Source organism: Arthrobacter dokdonellae (assembly GCF_003268655.1).
Taxonomy (GTDB): Bacteria; Actinomycetota; Actinomycetes; order Actinomycetales; family Micrococcaceae; genus Specibacter; species Specibacter dokdonellae.
Window position 1 is genome coordinate 529,412 of record NZ_CP029642.1, and the last position, 22,136, is coordinate 551,547.

13 protein-coding genes, 1 tRNA gene and 2 rRNA genes are annotated in these 22,136 nt (G+C 63.2%); 8 read left to right on the top strand and 8 right to left on the bottom strand.

All coding sequences use genetic code 11. From position 1 onward, the window contains the following. Positions 1-441: 441 nt before the first annotated feature. Both DMB86_RS02390 and DMB86_RS02395 read left to right on the top strand, forming a co-directional pair. Entirely contained in the window at positions 442-3,105 is a 2,664-nt protein-coding gene (locus DMB86_RS02390) for a LuxR C-terminal-related transcriptional regulator (RefSeq protein WP_171814337.1), read from the top strand. 398 nt (positions 3,106-3,503) lie between these two features. Beyond that, complete coding sequence (locus tag DMB86_RS02395; RefSeq protein ID WP_113716396.1) at positions 3,504-3,824, top strand: hypothetical protein; 321 nt, start codon at positions 3,504-3,506, stop codon at positions 3,822-3,824. Between the two features lie 4 nt (positions 3,825-3,828). On the opposite strand, the gene DMB86_RS02400 is transcribed toward DMB86_RS02395, so the two are convergent. Then, positions 3,829-4,080, bottom strand: coding sequence for a cell division protein CrgA (locus tag DMB86_RS02400; protein ID WP_113716397.1), 252 nt, complete (start codon positions 4,078-4,080; stop codon positions 3,829-3,831). A gap of 221 nt (positions 4,081-4,301) precedes the next feature. On the opposite strand from DMB86_RS02400, the gene DMB86_RS02405 reads away from it, so the two are divergent. From DMB86_RS02405 to DMB86_RS02410, 3 genes are read left to right on the top strand one after another with little or no spacing between them, the layout of a single operon-like run. Next, entirely contained in the window at positions 4,302-5,123 is an 822-nt protein-coding gene (locus DMB86_RS02405) for a class E sortase (protein WP_113719277.1), read from the top strand. A 2-nt stretch (positions 5,124-5,125) separates the two neighbouring features. After that, on the top strand, positions 5,126-5,296 hold the full coding sequence (locus tag DMB86_RS20475; protein ID WP_171814338.1) for a hypothetical protein: 171 nt from the start codon (positions 5,126-5,128) through the stop codon (positions 5,294-5,296). Continuing rightward, positions 5,293-5,931, top strand: coding sequence for an anthranilate synthase component II (locus tag DMB86_RS02410; RefSeq protein WP_113716398.1), 639 nt, complete (start codon positions 5,293-5,295; stop codon positions 5,929-5,931). Before DMB86_RS20475 ends, DMB86_RS02410 begins: the two co-directional genes overlap by 4 nt. Before the next feature lie 41 nt (positions 5,932-5,972). Here DMB86_RS02410 and pknB read toward each other — a convergent pair whose 3' ends face one another. From pknB to DMB86_RS02445, 7 genes are all read right to left on the bottom strand, one after another. Continuing rightward, on the bottom strand, positions 5,973-7,904 hold the full coding sequence (gene pknB / locus DMB86_RS02415) for a Stk1 family PASTA domain-containing Ser/Thr kinase (protein ID WP_113716399.1): 1,932 nt from the start codon (positions 7,902-7,904) through the stop codon (positions 5,973-5,975). Positions 7,905-7,984: 80 nt separating this feature from the next. Further along, entirely contained in the window at positions 7,985-9,778 is a 1,794-nt protein-coding gene (locus tag DMB86_RS02420; RefSeq protein WP_113716400.1) for a protein kinase domain-containing protein, read from the bottom strand. After that, on the bottom strand, positions 9,775-11,232 hold the full coding sequence (locus tag DMB86_RS02425) for a peptidoglycan D,D-transpeptidase FtsI family protein (protein ID WP_113716401.1): 1,458 nt from the start codon (positions 11,230-11,232) through the stop codon (positions 9,775-9,777). The genes DMB86_RS02420 and DMB86_RS02425 overlap by 4 nt, the downstream gene beginning before the upstream one ends. Next, a complete protein-coding gene (locus DMB86_RS02430) occupies positions 11,229-12,599 on the bottom strand; it encodes an FtsW/RodA/SpoVE family cell cycle protein (RefSeq protein ID WP_113716402.1) in 1,371 nt (456 codons plus the stop codon). Before DMB86_RS02430 ends, DMB86_RS02425 begins: the two co-directional genes overlap by 4 nt. Further along, a complete protein-coding gene (locus DMB86_RS02435; RefSeq protein WP_113716403.1) occupies positions 12,596-14,371 on the bottom strand; it encodes a PP2C family protein-serine/threonine phosphatase in 1,776 nt (591 codons plus the stop codon). The genes DMB86_RS02430 and DMB86_RS02435 overlap by 4 nt, the downstream gene beginning before the upstream one ends. Before the next feature lie 2 nt (positions 14,372-14,373). Next, on the bottom strand, positions 14,374-14,859 hold the full coding sequence (locus DMB86_RS02440; protein WP_113716404.1) for an FHA domain-containing protein FhaB/FipA: 486 nt from the start codon (positions 14,857-14,859) through the stop codon (positions 14,374-14,376). Then, a complete protein-coding gene (locus DMB86_RS02445; protein WP_113716405.1) occupies positions 14,856-15,656 on the bottom strand; it encodes an FhaA domain-containing protein in 801 nt (266 codons plus the stop codon). The genes DMB86_RS02440 and DMB86_RS02445 overlap by 4 nt, the downstream gene beginning before the upstream one ends. A gap of 389 nt (positions 15,657-16,045) precedes the next feature. Between DMB86_RS02445 and DMB86_RS02450 the strand changes: the two genes are divergently transcribed. From DMB86_RS02450 to DMB86_RS02460, 3 genes are all read left to right on the top strand, one after another. Continuing rightward, a tRNA-Leu gene (locus tag DMB86_RS02450) sits at positions 16,046-16,128 on the top strand. A gap of 614 nt (positions 16,129-16,742) precedes the next feature. Continuing rightward, positions 16,743-18,277: ribosomal RNA gene (locus DMB86_RS02455) — 16S ribosomal RNA — on the top strand. Between the two features lie 569 nt (positions 18,278-18,846). Beyond that, positions 18,847-22,025 (top strand): 23S ribosomal RNA (locus DMB86_RS02460). The 16S and 23S rRNA genes sit together here, the layout of an rRNA operon. The last annotated feature ends 111 nt before the right edge of the window (positions 22,026-22,136 follow it).

The following is a 22,136-nucleotide window of genomic DNA, read 5'->3' on the forward strand; positions in this document are numbered from 1 at the left end:
TGTAATTCCACAGCTGTGGATTACTTTGAGGCGGCAATTATATCGATTTGGACGGAAAGACCACCAAGGTTATCCACTACTGTGGATAACCTTGTGAACAACTGGAGACAACCATGTCTTCGAAGATCGCCTGTGGACAGTCCCGGAAAGTTGTCAAGGGCCGTGGATAAGTGTTCGTCGCCCTGTGGACGGATACCCACAGTGTGGACAACCTTGGGGACAACGTGTGTACAAGCGGTGCCCGGAAGGCTTGGTGTAGGTTCCGGAGCGGTGGGCAGGGACGGACATGTCAGTGCTGGCAGTTAATATGTCGACTAATGCCGTGCCGCATCCATAGAATGAGGGCGGGGCATGCGGACGGTGAGCGTGAATGATCCTGCCGCACGTGGGTCTTGGCAAATCCGTCAGCATGCTGACGGATTTGGCGTTGAAGGGGGAAGCATGGCACGACGCGCTGACGTGGATGACATTGTTGCGCAGCTCAAGGACAGTTCGTCCAGGGGTGTACTCATCGTGGGGCCGCATGGCGCCGGAAAAACGTGGATGCTGGGACGCGTCATGGACTCCCTGGGTTCGGGATGCACCACCATCAGGCTGTCGCCCAGCCAAGCCCTGTCGACGGTGCCTTTCGGCGCGGTCAATGCCCGCGTCGGCCAGAACCTGGTACGCAGCAGTGATTTCTACACTGTGCTGCAGGGCCTGCTGGATCAGGTCGAGGCGGGCATTGCTGCCGGCGAGCTGGTATTCCTTCTCGTGGACAACGGTGAATACCTCGATGGGCAAAGCGCCGCCGTCATCACCCAGGTGGTCATGTCGACCGAGGCCAAGTTGATTCTGGTGGACCACCCCGGGGGCCGTGACACCCACCTGCGCGAATTGTGGAGGGAGGGCCACCTGGCCCGGTTTGAACTGGCGCCGCTGAAGTCCGAAGACGTGCAAAACTTTATCGGGAACGTGTTGGGCGGCGGCGTGTCCATTGCTGCCGCCGACTACCTTTCCAGCCGTTCTGCCGGAAATCCGCTGGTTCTGAAGGGGCTGGTGGCCGGCGCAATGGAAGAGGGCTCGCTTCAGCAGGTGGACGGTGTCTGGGTGCTTGACCATCCGGGCGACAGGCTCGGCACGGAAACGCGTGACTTCCTGCAAATGGACCTTGACCAGTTGGAACCCGAATCACGGCGCATGATTGAAATCCTGGCTCTGGCCGGTCCGCTGCCCTTGGATGTGCTGCTTGACCTGACGGCGACGGAGACCATCGATGACATCCAGCAGCGGGATTTGGTCGCGATCTCCCCGGGAAAGGTCTTGACGATGGGTCTCTCCCGTCCAGCAACGGCCGGTCCCATCCGCCAGATGGTCCCCGTGGGGCGCAGCCGCCGGTATCTTGCCGACGTGTCCAAGGTGATAGTTCCCGGTCCCGGGTCCGGACCTGACATGATCATCAACTTCACGCGGTGGTCGCTCGACTGCGGCATGCCTGTCGACGACGGGCAGGTTGTGGCGGCAGCAGCCATGGCCAACCATCTGCTGCGGCTCACCGACGCCATGCAGCTAAGCAGCCTGCATGTCTCCGCCCAGCACACGGCGGCCCTGCTCGCCCAGCGGTCCATCGCGCACCTCAACCGCAACTGGACGGACCAGGCCCGCACGCTGGCCACCAAAAGCCTTGAGCTTGCCCCTACGCCCGACGCCGGGGCTGCCGCCCTCCGTGCCGTCCACCTCGCCTACTTTGCGGACCTCGACTATGCTTCCCGGTTTTCGGCCGGGCTGGCCACGTATGAAGAAAAATTTGGCCCGGTCCGCCTGACGCCGACGTCAACGCGTCCGGACGTCGATGTCATGATTCTGCAGGCCTCGAAGGAACTGACCTTGGGGCATGTGCAGGAGTCATCCGAACGCATCCAGGCCCTGCTGGCCCACCCGCACTGCCGCGGCCGGCTGGACCAGACGCTCCTGAAGTCCATGCTCTGCGAAATTCTCTCCACCACCGGATACCTGACGTCAGCCACCAAGGTTGCCTGCGAGGTCATAGCCGAGCTGCAAAGCGTGGACGGTTTCCCGCGGCCTGACATTGCCCTTCTGGCCTACGCCCGTGCGGTGGCGGCCTTTATTTACGACGGTGACTGGGACCTGGTCCGGGAGGGCCTGGAACCCACGGTGTTTGTCAATCCGGACCTGATGCTCTTTGCGGGTGGACTTCGCGACCTGGGTGCGGCGATGGCCTACGTCAGACTCGGCCATATCGACGAGGCACTGGCGGCCCTGAGGCCCGCGGTGGCAGCCCTAATCAACTACGATCCCTGGCTCGTCCTGCCCTCGGCGCTCGGCCTGTTTGCCTACTGCCTGGCACTTCGCGACGACACTGCCGGGGCAAGGCAGCGGCTGGACCAGTTCTACGCAGTGGACCGTCGTGGCAGCAGGTTCTATCACCTTGAGGGTTCCGCCTACGCGGCCGCGGCGGAAATCATGACGGGCAACGACCAAGACGGCATGCGGCGGCTGAAGGAAGTGCGGGAGGAGTGCCAGGACCTGGGTTACACGGGTACAGAGCTGACGGTGCTGACACTGCTGGTCCGCATGGGTGAAACTTCGGAGGCGCGCAGAATGCTGGACGTGGCAGAATCCGTTGAATCTGCCTACCGGGACTTCTACCGGGAGTGGGCGGATGCCCTGCTGTCCGGAGACCCGGCAGCCCTGGACGAGGCCAGCACCACCGCCGCGGCCCACGGATTCGAGCTCATTGCCGCCGAGCTCGCCACCTTGGCGCGGCGGGGCTACGCGGACGGCGGCAAGGGGAGGAGCAGCCGGAAGACGGGTGCCAAGGCCGTCGACATGAGGGACAAGCTGCCGGGACTCGTTTCGCCCGTCTTCAGGTCCAACGACCTGCCCCAGATGACGCGCCGCGAACAGGAAATTGCGCAGCTCGTCGCCGAGGGCGAGTCCAACAACTCCATCGCCGAGCAGCTCGGCGTGTCACTGCGCACCGTTGAAGGCCACCTGTACCGGACCTTCATCAAACTGGACCTGCAGTCCAGGGACCAGCTGGCGGCGCTGGTCAGGGAAGGCAGGGGGGCCAATGCGGGCGCCCCCATATCGTCCAGCAGGTAGTATTACATGGTCTTGGAGTGGCCCGGGTGCAGGAAATAGAGTGGCCGCCACTCGAGATTCGTCCCCAGGGCCCTCCGTAACCTGAAGGAGCACGCCGTCCAGGTGTGCCCCTTCCGGAGGCGCGGACTGTCCGCGGAAAACCGGCAGGGGAATGTACCTCCAGCGATCCAAGCGTTGGGGACCCGTGGCAGCCAAGTCCCCCAGCTGGCTGTCACACCGCAGGACGCAAGAGCCCCCGCCTCCCCCGCGGGGGCTCTTGTGTTTCCGGCAGGCGCTCCCCTGTCCCCGCGCCCCTGTCCCCGCGTGCCAGTGCGGTTTAGACTGAAAAATGCACAGGTCAGGGACCCGGCCGCCGGCCGCGGCAGCCGCAACCACAGTGCGGGAAGTTGGGCGGAGCAATGGTCGGGGAAAACGCGGACGACGTGTCGCGGGATGACGAGGGGACGGCGCCGGCGGAGGACCGCGGAAGGTACGTTGAAGGCGCGTACGGCAAGGCCGGATCGGAACCCGGGCACCATGCCGCCGATGGCCAGGGCCGGTACGTGGAAGGGGACTACGGGCATTCCGGTTCCGAGCCTGCCGGACCGGACGACGCCTCAGGAAGATTCGTTGAAGCGGACTATGGCACCGCGGGCGACGTCCCCGGGCACGGCCCCGCGGACCGCAAGGGTGAGTATGTCGCCGGCGACTACGGCGATGCCGGCGAAGTGGAGGACTGAGACTCTAGCTGCGCCACCGGGTAGTCATCATGAAGCCGGCCAGCGCAATGGCAAACCCAATGCCAATGTTCCAGTTGTTGATGTTGGGAATGGGGAACCGGCCGTCGGAAATGTAGTACGTGATGATCCAGAACAGGCCGACCAGCATCAAGGTGACCATGAGCGGCAGGAACCATGCCGCGTTGGGCTGTTGCGCCTTTGAAGACGGCGTTTGGGCTGGACCCCTGGTACGGCGGCGCGGTTTGGACTCGGGCACGGTGGCACTCCTCGACGTTGGTGAGCTGGCAGCTGCTGGACGGCCGTCCATTGCCCGCGGTGTGGCGGAATGAATTGTTCCAAGGCGCTGAACTGCCGGTATTGTTGACGTAATTCTAGCCGCAATTGCCCCAGCCCAGACTTCGCTGGGCCCAGCCCCCGCCTTTAAGGAGCATCCAGCGCGTGGTCCGATCGCCCGAGCACGTCGATTCCGCCGTGGGCATGGAGGAGAGGCCGGCTGGAAATGTGGCCGTGGCCAGGCGCCAGACGCGCACGGGGCCCCGGAGGTCCGCCCGGCGGCCACGGCGCGGCGCGTTCCGGAACTTCGTCCAGGTGGTGGGCGAACTCCTGATCACCGCCGGCGTGATCCTCCTGCTCTTTGTGGCGTGGGAGCTGTGGTGGACCAACCTCGAGGCCAACAACACCCAGCAGCAGGCCGTCGCGAAGTTCGTCCACGACGTCCAGGGGCCCGTGGCGCCGGCGGCCGTGCCGGGGAACCCGCCGAAGGACTATGGAAGGCCCGTGGTGATGCCGGAGCTCAAATCTCCGGGGACGGTTTTTGGCGTGGTCTACATCCCCCGGTTCGGCAAGGACTACAGCAGGCCCCTGGTGGACGGCACCGCCCCGGCGCAGCTGAACACCCTGGGCCTGGGCCGCTATGAGACCTCGGCCATGCCCGGCGGCCTCGGCAACTTTGCCATTGCCGGCCACCGCCAGACCCACGGGGCGGTGCTGGATGCCATCCACACGCTCGTCCCCGGGGACAAGATCTACATCCAGACGAAGGACGGCTACTACACCTATGTGTTCCGGAACGATGAGATTGTGCTCCCAGACCGTGCCGACGTCCTCCTGCCCGTGCCCACACAGCCCGGCGCCAAGCCCGCCGAACGTTTGCTGACCATGACCAGCTGTAACCCCAGGTTTGGTTCGGAGGAGCGCATCGTTGCCTATTCCGTCATGGACTCCTGGCAGCCCGCCAGCGCGGGCCCCCCGGCGGCCATTGCAGCCCAGGCCGCCGCAAACAGGGCCAGGGGGCGGTAGGCATGTACGGATGGATTTTCCGCCACCTGCCCGGTCCCCTCTGGTTGCGCATCCTCACCTCCACGCTGCTCATCGCGGCGGCGGTCCTGGTCCTGATGCAGGTAGTCTTCCCATGGTTGAACCAGTTCAACCCGCTCAACGATTCAACGATAGGTGGTACGTCCCAGCCATGACCACGCGCATTTTGGTGATCGACAATTACGACAGCTTTGTCTACACCCTTGTGGGGTACCTGCAGCAGCTGGGGGCGGAGACGACGGTTGTGAGGAACGACGACGTCACGCTGGCCGAGGCGGTTGAGCTTGCCTCCGCCCGTGACGGGGTCCTGGTTTCGCCCGGCCCCGGCACGCCCGCGGAGGCGGGCATCTGCATCGAGCTGATCCGCTGGTGCGGTGAAAACGCCAAGCCGATGCTCGGGGTCTGTCTCGGCCACCAGGCCCTGGCAGAGGCCTATGGCGGCGTCGTCGCGCACGCCAAACAGCTCATGCACGGCAAGACCAGCAGAGTGTTCCACCACGGCGGCGGCGTGTTTGCCGGTCTGACGAGCCCCGTCACCGCCACCCGCTACCATTCCCTGGCCGCCGTCCGGGAGAGCATTCCGGACGTTTTGGAGGTCACGGCCGAGACCGAAGACGGCGTCGTCATGGGGCTGGCCCACACGTCTGCCCCACTGTGCGGAGTGCAGTTCCACCCGGAGTCCGTCCTCACCGAGGGTGGCTACCAGATGGTGGGGAACTGGCTGGAATCCGTGGGCCTCAAGGGCGCGGCGGCGCAGGCAGCCACGCTGAGCCCGCTCATTAATAACTGATACGTTAACCGGCGGCAGGCGGGGGGCCGCAAGCCCCGGCGTCAGTGCTTATTGGGGTTTTTGGGTTTCGGCGTCGGCGGAGCGGACGTTGCTGCCTGCGTCGGTGTGGCCGTCGGCCCGGCGGTGGGTGCCGGCTTTGGCGGCGCTTTCGCCAAGGTCACCGTGATGAGAGTGCGCTGCGGCACCTCGGTTCCGGCGCTTTGCGACTGCCCCGTGACCATTCCGGGGGCGACGGCTGTGTTGACCTGTTCCTCAAACGTGACCTGAAGGAGCGGGGAGACCTTGTGCACGGCGTCCTCGACGGCCTGCTTCACCTTGGCCGGATCCTTGGTGAGGTCGAACAGCGATGGCACGGCAACCTCACCGCTGGAGATTTTCAGCGTGATTTGCTGTCCCACCGGAACGGTTTCGCCCGGCTTCGGGTCGGTGGTCACCACCCTGTTGGCTTGGATCAGGGGATCGTCGACAAACTCATTGGGCGCGAATTGGAGATTCAGCGCGGACAGCTCCGCTCGGACCTCGGACTCCGTCCGTCCCGCCACGTCCGTGGGGATCTTGACTTCCGACGGCCCCTGCGAGACGAGGAGGACAATGGAGGCATGCTGGTCCAACAGGCCGCCGGCTGGCGGGTCCGTTCCGATGACCTCGCCCGCGGGGGCCGTTTTGGAATATTCCTTGGTGGTCTGCGGTTCCAGGCCAACCTCGAGCAGCTTCGTGGTCGCGTCGATCTCGTTCATGCCGGACACCGGGGGGATGTCCACCTGTACCGCGGCGGGCGGCTTGGCGTTCACCAGGTTGTAGCCGAAATATGCTCCGCCGCCCAGGATGACCACCAGGAACACAAACAAGGTCACCACCCAGGCCCGGCGGCGGCGCTTGACGGCACGGTCGGGTTCCCCGGGCACCTCGGGAGCCCCGCCGTCGTCCGAGGTCAGGGCGCCCCCCGCCAGGACCTTGGCCATGGCACGGGTGGCCGGTCCGTTGTCGTCGTGGGCCACGGGGCCGGCCTGCGGAGCGGCGGAGACAGCCACGACCGGCTCGGGGACCGGCGCGGCCACGGTGGACAGCGGGTCGGTGACGGCCGGGACAGCCGGCGAAACCAGCGAAACGCCTGTCCGCGCGGCGCGGAGGGCCCGCCGGAACGATGCGGCGTCCTGAAAGCGGTCCTGGCGGTCCTTTTGCAGCGCCCGGAGCAGGACACTGTCCAGCGCGGGGGACACCTCGGGCCTGAAGGTGCTGGGCGCGGGCGGCACTTCGCGCACGTGCTGATAGGCGACGGACACGGGCGAATCGCCCGTGAACGGCGGCCGGCCCGCCAGCATTTCGTAGAACAGGCAGCCCGCCGAGTACAGGTCGCTGCGGGCGTCCACGGACTCCCCCCGGGCCTGCTCCGGCGAGAGGTACTGCGCGGTGCCCATGACGGTCTGGGTCTGGGTCATGGTGGCGGCCGAGTCGGAGATGGTCCGGGCAATGCCGAAGTCCATGACCTTCACACCGCCCGGATGTCCCTGTGAATCTTCCACCACCATGACATTGGCGGGCTTGATGTCCCGGTGCACAATGCCGGCGCGATGGCTGTACTCGAGGGCGGAGAGCACACCCAGCGTAAAGTCGATGGCCTGGTCGACGGAGATGTCGTCGGCCCGCACCAGGTCCCGCAGCGTGGTGTGGCTGACGTATTCCATGACAATGTAGGGCAGCTTCGCGCCGTCGCCGAGGGCATCGCCGCTGAGGTGCTCCCCGGTGTCGTAGACGGCAACGATTGAAGGATGGTTCAGCCCGGCAACAGCCTGCGCCTCGCGCCGGAAGCGGGCCTTCAGCTGGGAATCGCGTGCCACGTCGCCGCGCAGCACCTTGATAGCCACGGTGCGGCCCAGCCGGATGTCACGGGCCATGTAGACGTCGGCCATGCCGCCGCGGCCCAGCAGTTCGCCAATTTCGTATCGTCCACTGACGACGCGTGGAACATTCATGGTGTCAGTGTCCTTTCACTTGCTGGCGGTTTGGGCGGGCCCGTTCGGGGCCCGTTGGTGCTCTCGGGTGGGGGGTGGTGCTACCCCGTGGGTGTCGGGGCCGGCGCGGTGGTGGGCGGTTCCGCCGGTGCCGTCGGTGCCTTCGCGGCCGGTCCGGTGGAGACGACGTAGGTGACGGTGCTGCCCTTGGCCGCCTGGGTTCCGGGCGGGGGGTCAACACTGATCACGTTGCCCTCGGCGACGGTGTCGGAGGCCTCTTGGGACCGGCTGGGCACGAAGCCTGCGGCCACCAGGGCCTGGTCGTATGCGTTGCCGGTCTGCCCTTGGAAGGACGGCACGGCCACGGTCTCCGCTCCCTTGGAGACGGTGACGGTAACCGTGGAGCCGGCGGGCACCGAGGGGCCGCTGGGGCTGATGTCGCTTACCGTGCCCGCGGCGACGTCAGGGTCAAAGGCGTCCTGGCGTTGCACCTGCAGGCCCAGTTCGTTGGTCAGGGTGTCCCTGACTTCGGCGTAGGGCTTGCCCAAGAACCGGTCCAGCTGTACGTTCACCGTTTTGGGTGCTTCAGTGGTCGGTTCCGGCGTCGGCGTTTCCGATGGGGTTTGCGACGGCGTCGGCGGTGCGGAGCTTACGGTGGGGGTGGTCGATTGCGTGGCGGCCGGCTTGGCGTCAAAGACGCCCATGCTTTGGAGCACCAGGGCCGCCAAGGCAAACAGCAGGAGCGCGATCAACGCCACGGCGGGCCAGGTCCAGGGGCTGCGGCCGCGCTTGACGGGCTCCGCCGGTGCGTCCTCTTCCTCGAAGTCGGCCATCAGCGAACTGTCCTGCGGCTCGGCATTCCAGGCGCGCTCCGCCCCCAGGGCCTCCGCCCGGGTGGGGGGACCGGAGGGGACGGCGGCGGCGGCGACCGTGGGCAGCGCCGCCGTGCCTGGTTCCGAGACGCTTCCGACCACGGAGGTGGGAGCCGTTGCGTTGATGTCCACGGGTGCCGTGATGGGCCCGGTGGTGGCTTCGAACAGCAGCATGCCGGGAACGGCGGCGTGCGCGGCCTTGGTGTTGCCGGCCCTGATGGCTTCGGCGGCCTCGGCCAGCTTCAGCGCGTTGGCGGGCCGGTTGGCCGGGTCCTTCGCCAGCATGGACATGAGCAGCGCGCGCACCGGCGTGGGCAGCGTGTCCGGCAGCGGTGGCGGTGCGTCGTTGACCTGCGCCAGGGCAATGGCGATCTGCGACTCGCCTGTGAACGGGCGGTGGCCGGTAATGCACTCATAGCCAATGACGCCCAGCGAATAGATGTCGCTGGAGCCCGTGGCGATCTGGCCCGTGGCCTGCTCGGGTGCCAGGTACTGGGCCGTGCCCATGACCTGCCCGGTCTGGGTCAGCGGCACCTGGTCAGCCAGGCGGGCAATGCCGAAGTCGGTGATCTTCACGCGGCCCTCGGGGGTGATGAGCAGGTTGCCGGGTTTGACGTCGCGGTGCACCAGGCCCTGGGCGTGCGCCACGGAGAGGGCACGCGCCGTCTGGGCGATCATGGACAGTGTCCAGTCGGCGGAGAGCACGTGTTCGCGCTCGATCAGGGTGGACAGCGGTTCCCCGGGTACCAGTTCCATGACCAGGTAGGCCGAGCCGTCCTCTTCACCGTAGTCAAAGACGTTGGCGATCCCCACATGGTTCAGCAGTGCGGTGTGCTTGGCTTCGGCACGGAAGCGCGCCCGAAATCCAGGATCCCCTGTGTATTCGTCCTTGAGGATCTTGATCGCGACAATGCGCCCCAGGACCTGGTCCTGGGCTTTCCAAACTTCGCCCATGCCGCCGATGGCAATGCGTGAGGTGAGTTGGAATCTGCCGCCTAAGGTGATTCCTGAAGTAGGCCTCACTTTTTCAACACCGCCTTGAAGAGTTTGCTTGCATTGGGACTTGTTAGTGCTGCACCGGTGGCGACGTCAACATTGGGCATCATGATCGTCACCACGTATTGGGGATCATTGGCCGGCGCGAAACCGGTAAACCACGCATTGTTCAACCCAGTATTGCCGACTTCGGCGGTGCCGGTTTTGCCGGCCACTTCCACGCCGGGAACGGCCGCCGCCCCGGCAATTCCGTTTTCCACCACACTGACCATCCAGTCGGTGATCTGCTGCGCAATTTCCGGCGTGGTGGACTGGCGGAGCATTTGCGGCTTGAGGCTTTCCACGGTCCTCAAGTCCGGGGTCCTGACGGTCTGGACCAGGTTCGGTTTCATCTGCTTGCCCCCGTTCGCAATGGCCGCCGTCATCATGGCGATCTCCAGCGGTGTTGCGCTCACATCCTGCTGGCCGATGGCGCTGCGGGCCAGGGCCGGTTTGTCCAGGGTCGCCGTGGAGCCGGGAAAGCGGCTCCCCGTGACGGAGTCCGGGAAGGAAAGGGACTTGTCGTTGAAGCCGAATTTGTTCGCCTGTGCCGTGATGGCGTCCTGGCCCAGGTCCAGCGCGATGCTGGCAAACGGCGTATTGCAGGAGTTCTCCAAGGCAAAGGTAAAGCTCGCCTTGTCCTGGGTGTCGCACTGGCCGTAGAGGTAGTTGGGCAGCGTGTAGTCGATGCCGGGGAACTTCAGCGCCGCCGGGTTGGGCAGGACACTGTCCTTGTTGTATTTGCCGGACGCCAGCGCGGCGGCGGTGTCGACGAGCTTGAACACCGAACCTGGCGCGTACGTCTGCTTGTAGGCGGCCGAACCGAACAAGTTGATGCCGGGTTCGTTGACCAGCTTGGCATAGGCCGTGTCAACGGATTTCTGGTCATGGCTGGCCATGAGGTTCGTGTCGTACGACGGCTTGGAAACCATGGCGACGACGGCGCCGGTCTTGGGGTTCATGACCACGATGGACCCGGCGATGCCGTCGGGGATCATGTCATACGCCATTTTCTGGATGGCCGGATCGATGGTCAGCTCCACCGACTGTCCCTGCGGCCGCGTACCGGTGAAGGCCTGGGAAATGCGGTCGAACACGGCCTCATTGGTGGTGCCGGCCAGTTCATCGCGCATGGCGGATTCCAGCCCGTACTGACCGGCATACTTGCTGAAGAAGCCTGTCAGCCCGGCGTACAGCAGGGGATCGTTGTACTTGCGCTGGTACTTGCAGTCCGAATCCGTGGCGACGGATTCCGCGATGGGATGGCCGCCCACCAGGATGGGGCCGCGGTCGCTGCAAAAGGTCTTCAACAACTGGCGGTTGTTGCTGGGGTTGGCATTGAGCGAATCTGCGTCAAAGAACTGCACATAGGAGATGGAGCCAAAAAGCAGGATGAACAGTGCCACGGCGACTATCCAGGAGTTTCGAATGGCCTGGTTCATGACGCGGGCACCTCCTTCCGGGGCTGGTCATCGGGCTTTGCGGCCGGCGCGGCCGGCCGTCGGGCGGCGTCTGAAATCTTCAGGAGCAGCGCAACGATGATCCAGTTGGCGAGCAGGGAGGACCCGCCGGCCGCCAGGAACGGCGTGGTCAACCCGGTCAATGGAATGAGCCGGGTGACTCCGCCGATGATCACGAAGCACTGCAGGGCGAACGCGAAGGCCAGTCCGACGGCGAGCAGCTTGCCGAAGGAGTCCCTCGTGCCCAGTGCTGCCCGGAAGCCGCGGGCAATGAACAGCGCATAAAGGCAGACGACCGCGAACAGTCCCACGAGCCCGAGTTCCTCGCCAATGCTGGCGATGATCATGTCGCTGTTGGCCAGGGGCACGCTGTCCGGGGACCCTTCCCCGAGGCCGGTGCCCAGCAGTCCGCCGTTGGCCATGCCGAACAGGCCTTCAACAACCTGCCCGCTGCCGCCGGTGGCGCCAATGACCTGGGGATCCAGGGCGTGGATCCAGGTGTCGATCCGGCGGGTGACGTGGGGAAAGATCTTGTAGGCGGCGTATCCGCCCACGGCCATGAGCACCAGCCCGATCAGGACCCAGCTGATGCGGCTGGTCGCCACGTAGATCATGACCATAAAGAGGCCAAAGAACAGGACGGAGGTGCCGAGGTCATGCTGGAACACGAGAACGCCCACACTGGCGATCCAGGCCACGACCATCGGCCCCAGGTCGCGGGAGCGCGGCAGCTGCAGGCGGCCGATCTTCTTTCCGGCCAGGAGGATCAGGTCACGGTTGGAGGACAGGTACCCCGCAAAGAAGACAGCAAGCGTGATCTTGGCGATTTCACCGGGCTGGAAGGTGAAGGGCCCGAGCTTGATCCACACGGTGGCGCCGTTGACATCACCGGCCGAGATGCCCGGTACCAGTGGCAACAGGAGCAGCAGCACGGACAGGACCAGTGAGATGTAGGTGAAGCGGCGCAGGATCCGATGGTCCTTGAGCAGCCAGAGCACGGCGACGGCGGCGGCCACGGCAAGCCCCGTCCAGAGCCACTGGCGCTGCCCCGCGGTATCCCCGGTGACGATGTCCAGGCGGTGGATCACCGCCAGTCCCAGGCCGTTGAGGGCAACCACGACGGGCAACATGACCGGGTCGGCATATTTGGCGCGGAACCGCAGGGTGATGTGCACGGCCAGCGACAATCCGGCCAGGACGGCCGCCTGCGTGTAAAAGTCCTTGTCAAAGGTCCGGCCCAGGTTGAGGTTGACCAGGGCGTTGGCCATGACGCCCATGCCAAGGGCGAGCACCAGCAAGAGCAGTTCAATGTTTCGGCGTGGCTTGGCAACGGTCATCAGCTGGCTCATTGTCCACCTCCCGGAATGCAGGTTGGGGTGGCCGACGGCGATGCCGTGGGCGTACCCGAATGCTTGGTCGTGGCGCTGGCGGTTGCCTTGGCCGTTGTCTTGGGGGCTGCCTTGGCGGGGACGGCGGATTTGGCCGCCGTCGTGGCGGAAGGGGTCGCCTTGGAGGAGCCTGCGGCCTTGCCGCTCGCGGCGCGGGAGGACGTGGCGCCGGGCGTGCCGGAGGGTGGATGCGTGGCCGCGACCCGGTCGCACGGCGGCGTGCTGGTGCCGGTTCCCAACTGCAGGTCCGTGACGATCTGTTCGGCTGCGCCGAGCGTTCCGGCCGGGAGCGTCTGGGCAACCAGCTGCTGGGAGTATTCAGGCAGCGACTGCACCGAGACGCTGGTTTCGCGTTGCAGGTGGGAGAGCGGGATGGGGCCCAGATTTTGCGAGACGCCCTGGAAGATGGCCACGTTGCCGTGGGAGACCCCGACAAAATACTGCGTCTGCGTCCAGGCAAACGCCGTCCACGCGCCGGCCACGATGGCAATGGCGGCCAGGCCTCCCACGATGGGGAACAGCCAGCGCCGGTAGCGGGCCCGGGGCAGCGACTCCTCGGTGTCGTCGTCCAGCGGCGGCGCGTCGATCGGCTTGTGCGTGAGCACGGTTGCGGCCCGCTGTGTGGCCGGGTGGTTCGCCAGCTGCGGAATCTTGCCCTCCGCGTTGGCCGTGAGCGCGGCACCCACCAGCTCGTGCGGCCGTTGGGAGAGTTCACGGCGGACGACGGCGGCACGAATGTGGGCGTCGAGCCCGCCCGTTTCCTCGTCGTCGCCTTCCGCGCCGTCCGAGGAAATGGTTTCCGGGGTATCCGGACCCGCGTTGCCGCCGTCCTTGCCGCCGTCCTTGCCGCCGTCCTTGTCGCCGGCCTCGCCGCCGTCCTGGCCGGGGACGGCAGCCGGGGAAGACTGCGTGCCTGGCGCGCCGCCGTCGTCCGGGCCGGTACCGGCAGCCAAAGGCACAGCTATGGCGTCCAGCGCGGCGGTGGCCGTGTCGTTCGGGCTCGCGGCAGCCACGTCAAAAACCACCACCGTGACATTGTCCGGCGACCCGACGGCAAGCGTCAGGTCGATGAGCGTGTCCGCGCAGTGGGCCAGATTGGTTGTGTGGCGGACCACCTCCTCCACGGTCTCGTGGCGGACAAAGTTCAGGCCGTCCGAACACAGCAGCCAGCGTTCGCCGGGTTCGGCGTCGAAGTACTTCAAGTCCAGTTCGGGGGACGCATCGACGTCTCCGAGCACCCGCATGAGGACGTTCTTGTGGGGATGGACCTCGGCTTCGGCCACGGTCATGCGGCCCTCGTCGATCATGCGCTGCACAAAGGTGTGGTCCGTGCTCATCTGCTCGAAGACGCCGTCCTTGAGCCGGTAGGCACGCGAATCGCCGATGTGGGCGTAGGCGAGGCGCCGCCCGGACAGAAGCAGCGCTGTCACCGTGGTGCCCATGCCGGCCAGCTTGGGATTGACATGGACCAGCTCGGACAAAAGTGAGTTGGCAGTCTGGATCTCGTCGGCAAGGAGGTTGCCGGCGTCGTCCCCGTCGTAGCCGTCGCGGTCCAGGTGGATCAAGTCCAGCACCGTCGAGGAGCTGGCGACGTCGCCGCCAGCGTGGCCGCCCATGCCGTCGGCAACCACGGCCAGGTGCTTGCCCGCGTAAGCGGAATCGTCGTTCTTCGCCCGGACCAGCCCCACGTGCGACCTGGCCGCATAGCGCAGGATCAACGGGTGTTCGGCCATACCTACGGCCTCAATTCGATGACCGTTTTGCCGATCCGAACCGGGACGCCGAGCTCCACGGGAAGCGCCCGCGTCAGCTGCGCGCCGCCGAGGTAGGTGCCGTTGGTTGACCCGAGGTCCTCAATGAACCAACGCGTGCCCTGCGGGAACAGCCGGGCATGGCGGCCGGAGGCGTAATCGTCCTCGAGCACCAGCGTTGACTCCTGCGCACGGCCCAGCAGGATGGGGGCGCCGGCGAGCTCCAGCGTGGTCCCGGTCAGCGGACCTTCGGTGACCACCAGCTCGCGGGCCTGCGCCTTGGCGGGAGCAGGCTCGTCGACCAGCTCAGGATGTCTGCGGGCCTGGCGTGCGGTGGGCGCGCCCACCTTGGCCTTGCGTCCGATCACCAGATCGCGCCGCATGGCCGCCACCACGCTGAAAACCATGACCCACATGAGGATCAGGAAGCCAAAGCGCAAAATGGTGACTGTCAGGCTCAGATCATTCATGCGCGGCCGCCATTCCGTGCCGGCAGGACGCGGAAGATGATCTCCGTCCGGCCCATGGTGATGGTTGTTCCGTCGGTCAGGTCCACACTGCCGTGAACCCGGTGTCCGTTGACGTAGCTGCCGTTCGTGGAGCCGAGGTCGACGGCGGTGCTGACGCCGCCGCGCGTGCGGATCTCCAGGTGCTTGCGGGACACCCCGGTGTCGTCAATGAGAATGTCCGCCTCCGAGGACCGGCCCAACGTGATGGAGCTGGCGTTGAGGGAATACCGCTGGCCCTCAATGTCCAGCACGGGCTGGCCCTCGGGCGCGGCCTTCTGCGCCGGAGGTTCCTGCCTCTTGTACAGGGGCGCGGGCTCCTGCCGGGACCGGGCGGGTGCATGGGCTGGCGCCGCGGGGGCAATGCCAGGACGCTGGGCCTCGGCCCGGTTCTCCTTTTCGGTGGCGGAGGACACCTCGAAATGCCCTGCGCGCAGCTCTTCCCTGTGGTTGAACGTGACACGGACGGGACCCTGTAGCACATAGCCCTGGCTGCGGGAGTGGTTGATGACAACATCGCAAAGTTCTTCGGCGAGCGGCACGCCCCAGGAGCGCGCACGCTCAAAGTCGGAATCGCCCAGCTGGATGTTGAACACGTTGGGCGCCAAGGTGCGGCCGGCATCGAGCGTCATGGACTTGTCATCCAGTTCGCGGCGAAGGGCACTGGCAACCTCAACGGGTTGCAGGGCCTTCGAACCGCGGGAGAAGGCGCCGCGAACTGCCTTCTCAATGCCTCTTTCAACATTGTCAAACAATCCCATGCTCTCTCCTCCTCTCCTGGGTGTGGCACCTGGCGATAAATTCCCGCCCCATGTTCCTCAGCGCCACATGTAAACACGCGTTAAGAAACAGTCGCCCGTATCTCGGGCAACGATCCACAACGTCGATACTACTGGCCGGGCCTTGGAATAACCCTATTGGGCGCCCCGCCCGGGGTCCATCCCAGACCCCGGGAAGACCCCTGACGGCAGGTCCTCCCGCGGGCGGCGACCCCGCGTTTTAGGGGCATACGCACCAATTTGAGCCCGGGCACGCTAACCGAAACACCACGGGGAGGAGCCCGTTTAGGAATTTGGCAAAGTGTCCTATATGCTTGATCTCGCTGTTCCACTGAAACCCGACAAGGGAGACGGTGGAAAACATGCGAAACGCGCGAGTGGCGGAACGGCAGACGCGCTGGCTTCAGGTGCCAGTGTCCGAAAGGGCGTGGGGGTTCAAATCCCCCCTCGCGCACGTTTGTAAGATGGGGTCCCCGGCAGAACCGAAAGGTTCAGCCGGGGACTTTTTCGTTTAATCGCTGCGCTTGTGACCGGACGCCGCGGGTGCCGGCCGGGCGTCCGTGGGTGTCCCGCCTGGTGTTTGGGGGTCGGTGGGGTGTGGGCGGGGTGCCGGCCCGGGCGTTGTCGTTGATTTGCGTGGGGGCGGGAAGGTGTGTATTGTTTCTCGAGTTGTCCCGGTGTTCGGGGGAGCGGAAATCCTGTGTTCATGTGGCCGGTTTTGCCGGTTGTTTTGGCGTGTGTGCGGGTGGTTGTCCGGGTTCTGGTTGGTTGGGGGCGCGGGGGGCCGGGTTTGCTTCTTGGAGGCGGATCGGGTAAGTTTGAGAAGTTGCCCCGGTGCTGATCGCCACGGACTGTTGGATGGTTCGGGTGTGTTGGCTGGGTGTGGTTGTTGTTTGAGAACTCAATAGTGTGCCAAGTTTTATTGATACCAATTTATTGTTTTATGGATTGGTTATTTGGTTGTGTGTTGCCGCCCCTGTGGTGATGCATGATCGTTTAGCTGGTTTCGAATTTAGTGCATGGCTTCGTGTCTTTTTCCGGTGCGTTGTTGTGTGTCTGTTTGTTTTATTAACGGAGAGTTTGATCCTGGCTCAGGATGAACGCTGGCGGCGTGCTTAACACATGCAAGTCGAACGATGATCCGGTGCTTGCATCGGGGATTAGTGGCGAACGGGTGAGTAACACGTGAGTAACCTGCCCTTAACTCTGGGATAAGCCTGGGAAACTGGGTCTAATACTGGATATTGACTTTCTGCCGCATGGTGGGGGGTTGAAAGCTTTTGTGGTTTTGGATGGACTCGCGGCCTATCAGCTTGTTGGTGGGGTAATGGCCTACCAAGGCGACGACGGGTAGCCGGCCTGAGAGGGTGACCGGCCACACTGGGACTGAGACACGGCCCAGACTCCTACGGGAGGCAGCAGTGGGGAATATTGCACAATGGGCGCAAGCCTGATGCAGCGACGCCGCGTGAGGGATGACGGCCTTCGGGTTGTAAACCTCTTTCAGTAGGGAACAAGGCCGCACGTTGTGTGGTTGAGGGTACTTGCAGAAGAAGCGCCGGCTAACTACGTGCCAGCAGCCGCGGTAATACGTAGGGCGCAAGCGTTATCCGGAATTATTGGGCGTAAAGAGCTCGTAGGCGGTTTGTCGCGTCTGCCGTGAAAGTCCGGGGCTCAACTCCGGATCTGCGGTGGGTACGGGCAGACTAGAGTGATGTAGGGGAGACTGGAATTCCTGGTGTAGCGGTGAAATGCGCAGATATCAGGAGGAACACCGATGGCGAAGGCAGGTCTCTGGGCATTAACTGACGCTGAGGAGCGAAAGCATGGGGAGCGAACAGGATTAGATACCCTGGTAGTCCATGCCGTAAACGTTGGGCACTAGGTGTGGGGGACATTCCACGTTTTCCGCGCCGTAGCTAACGCATTAAGTGCCCCGCCTGGGGAGTACGGCCGCAAGGCTAAAACTCAAAGGAATTGACGGGGGCCCGCACAAGCGGCGGAGCATGCGGATTAATTCGATGCAACGCGAAGAACCTTACCAAGGCTTGACATGGACTGGAAACGCCCGGAAACGGGTGCCCCGCTTGCGGCCGGTTTACAGGTGGTGCATGGTTGTCGTCAGCTCGTGTCGTGAGATGTTGGGTTAAGTCCCGCAACGAGCGCAACCCTCGTTCTATGTTGCCAGCGGGTAGTGCCGGGGACTCATGGGAGACTGCCGGGGTCAACTCGGAGGAAGGTGGGGACGACGTCAAATCATCATGCCCCTTATGTCTTGGGCTTCACGCATGCTACAATGGCCGGTACAATGGGTTGCGATACTGTGAGGTGGAGCTAATCCCAAAAAGCCGGTCTCAGTTCGGATTGGGGTCTGCAACTCGACCCCATGAAGTCGGAGTCGCTAGTAATCGCAGATCAGCAACGCTGCGGTGAATACGTTCCCGGGCCTTGTACACACCGCCCGTCAAGTCACGAAAGTTGGTAACACCCGAAGCCCATGGCCCAACCCGCAAGGGAGGGAGTGGTCGAAGGTGGGACTGGCGATTGGGACTAAGTCGTAACAAGGTAGCCGTACCGGAAGGTGCGGCTGGATCACCTCCTTTCTAAGGAGCACCAGGCACCTGCACGGGGTCCGCATGGACCGTTCGTGGGGGGTGCGTGGAGTATGGCCTGCTGCCGGGACGCATGTTTCCGGGCGGGCCGCTCAAGGGTGGAATATCAATAAAGCAGCCGATGATCGGCATCCGGCGACCTGGTTTGAGTACGGCACTTTCCCTTGCGGGGGTGTGTGGAAAGGACTGTTTGGGTTGGTGGGTGTGTGGGTTTTCATGCGTTTGGCACACTGTTGGGTCCTGGAACAACAACGTTCCCGTTGCCTTCCCTTGGTTGGGGGGGTGGGGGTGTTGTGTTTCGTGGTTTTCCCGTGCATGGCCGGTTTGCCGGGTGGTGCTGGTGCCCCTTTTTGGGGTGTTGGTGTTCCCTGGCGGGGTGGTGTGTGTTGGGGTTGTTGTTTGAGAACTATATAGTGAACGCGAGCATCTTATAAAGGAAGCAATTTCTTTGAGTATGTTTGAACCTGGATCTGATGCTGCCGGCGCCCTGTGGGGTGTTGGTGGTGGCGGTTTCATGGTTCTCTCGATAAGTGTTTTAGTGTGTGTTGACTGTTTTTTGTGGTCAAGTTTTTAAGGGCACACGGTGGATGCCTTGGCATTAGGAGCCGAAGAAGGACGTAGGAATCTGCGATAAGCCTCGGGGAGTTGATAACCGAACTTTGATCCGAGGGTGTCCGAATGGGGAAACCCCGCCACCGGTCGTGAGGCCAGGTGGTGACCCGCACCTGAATATATAGGGTGTGTGGGGGGAACGTGGGGAAGTGAAACATCTCAGTACCCACAGGAAGAGAAAACAATAGTGATTCCGTCAGTAGTGGCGAGCGAACGCGGATCAGGCTAAACCGTGCCATGTGTGATAGCCGGCGGGCGTTGCATGGTCGGGGTTGTGGGAGTTGCCGTACTGGTCCTGCCGGGCCGGTGGGGGGTTAGGTGCGTGTATAGGTGAAGGGCTTTGAATGGCCTGCCGTAGAGGGTGAGAGTCCCGTAACCGAAATGCATGGCACGCCTCCGGGTGATTTTTCCCAAGTAGCACGGGGCCCGAGAAATCCCGTGTGAATCTGTCAGGACCACCTGATAAGCCTAAATACTACCTAATGACCGATAGCGGACAAGTACCGTGAGGGAAAGGTGAAAAGTACCCCGGGAGGGGAGTGAAATAGTACCTGAAACCGTGTGCTTACAATCCGTCAGAGCCGCCGCGCCCCCTTTGGGGGGTGGTTGTTGTGGTGATGGCGTGCCTTTTGAAGAATGAGCCTGCGAGTTAGTGTTACGTCGCGAGGTTAACCCGTGTGGGGAAGCCGTAGCGAAAGCGAGTCTGAACAGGGCGTTGCAGTGGCGTGATCTAGACCCGAAGCGAAGTGATCTACCCATGGCCAGGTTGAAGCGTGTGTAAGAGCGCGTGGAGGACCGAACCCACTTCAGTTGAAAATGGAGGGGATGAGCTGTGGGTAGGGGTGAAAGGCCAATCAAACTTCGTGATAGCTGGTTCTCCCCGAAATGCATTTAGGTGCAGCGTTGCGTGTTTCTTGCTGGAGGTAGAGCTACTGGATGGCTAATGGGCCCTACAAGGTTACTGACGTCAGCCAAACTCCGAATGCCGGCAAGTGAGAGCGTGGCAGTGAGACTGTGGGGGATAAGCTTCATAGTCGAGAGGGAAACAGCCCAGACCACCAACTAAGGCCCCTAAGCGTGTGCTAAGTGGGAAAGGATGTGGGATTGCTTAGACAACCAGGAGGTTGGCTTAGAAGCAGCCATCCTTAAAAGAGTGCGTAATAGCTCACTGGTCAAGTGATTCCGCGCCGACAATGTAGCGGGGCTCAAGTACACCGCCGAAGTTGTGGATTTCAAACATGTACCCTAGCCGTGGATTCGTTCCGTGGTTCAGGGGTTTGGAGTGGTAGGGGAGCGTCGTGTGGGCATGGAAGCCGCAGTGTGAACTAGCGGTGGAGCCCACACGAGTGAGAATGCAGGCATGAGTAGCGAAAGACGGGTGAGAAACCCGTCCGCCGAATGATCAAGGGTTCCAGGGTCAAGCTAATCTGCCCTGGGTAAGTCGGGACCTAAGGCGAGGCCGACAGGCGTAGTCGATGGACAACGGGTTGATATTCCCGTACCGGTGAAGAACCGCCAATGTTGAGCCGGTGATACTAACCGCCCAAACCGCCATTTGCGTGCCTTCGGGCCAGGAATGTGTGGGGCGCGTGGGAACTGAACCGGGGAGGCAAGCGTATTAACAGGTGTGACGCAGGAGGGTAGCCAAGCCGGGCGATGGTTGTCCCGGTCTAAGGATGTAGGGAACGCGATAGGCAAATCCGTCGCGTGGCCATTGGGTTGGCGCTCCTGAGATCTGACGGGACCCCCGCAAGGGGGAATTTGGTGATCCCATGCTGCCAAGAAAAGCATCGACGCGAGGTTCGGACCGCCCGTACCCCAAACCGACACAGGTGATCAGGTAGAGAATACCAAGGCGATCGAGAGAATTATGGTTAAGGAACTCGGCAAAATGCCCCCGTAACTTCGGGAGAAGGGGGGCCTGCCCCGTGAAGGGACCATCGCGTCCCGTGAGCGGGTGTGGGCCGCAGAGACCAGGGGGAAGCGACTGTTTACTAAAAACACAGGTCCGTGCGAAGTCGCAAGACGATGTATACGGACTGACTCCTGCCCGGTGCTGGAAGGTTAAGAGGACCGGTTAGCCGCACTCGTGCGGCGAAGCTGAGAATTTAAGCCCCAGTAAACGGCGGTGGTAACTATAACCATCCTAAGGTAGCGAAATTCCTTGTCGGGTAAGTTCCGACCTGCACGAATGGAGTAACGACTTCCCCGCTGTCTCAACCATAAACTCGGCGAAATTGCAGTACGAGTAAAGATGCTCGTTACGCGCAGCAGGACGGAAAGACCCCGAGACCTTTACTATAGTTTGGTATTGGTGTTCGGAGTGGCTTGTGTAGGATAGGTGGGAGACTGTGAAACCGTCACGCCAGTGGCGGCGGAGTCATCGTTGAAATACCACTCTGGTCACTTTGGACATCTAACTTCGGCCCGTAATCCGGGTCAGGGACAGTGCCTGATGGGTAGTTTAACTGGGGCGGTTGCCTCCTAAAGAGTAACGGAGGCGCCCAAAGGTTCCCTCAGCCTGGTTGGCAATCAGGTATCGAGTGTAAGTGCACAAGGGAGCTTGACTGTGAGACAGACATGTCGAGCAGGGACGAAAGTCGGGACTAGTGATCCGGCGGCACATTGTGGAATGGCCGTCGCTCAACGGATAAAAGGTACCTCGGGGATAACAGGCTGATCTTGCCCAAGAGTCCATATCGACGGCATGGTTTGGCACCTCGATGTCGGCTCGTCGCATCCTGGGGCTGGAGTAGGTCCCAAGGGTTGGGCTGTTCGCCCATTAAAGCGGTACGCGAGCTGGGTTTAGAACGTCGTGAGACAGTTCGGTCCCTATCCGCTGCGCGCGCAGGAAATTTGAGAAGGGCTGTCCTTAGTACGAGAGGACCGGGACGGACGAACCTCTGGTGTGTCAGTTGTACTGCCAAGTGCATCGCTGATTGGCTACGTTCGGATGGGATAACCGCTGAAAGCATCTAAGCGGGAAGCCCGCTTCAAGATGAGATTTCCATGCACCTAGCGTGTGAGAGGCCCCCAGCAGACCACTGGGTTGATAGGCCGGACGTGGAAGCGAGGACTAAAGACTCGTGAAGCCGACCGGTACTAATAGGCCGATAACTTACACCACAAAAACAACACCACATGCCCGCGTTCACTATATGGTTCCCCAACAACAAACCCAACAGGTTTGCGCCCCGGGAAAAACCAGCACACCCCACCCACCCCCCCCAAAGGGGCC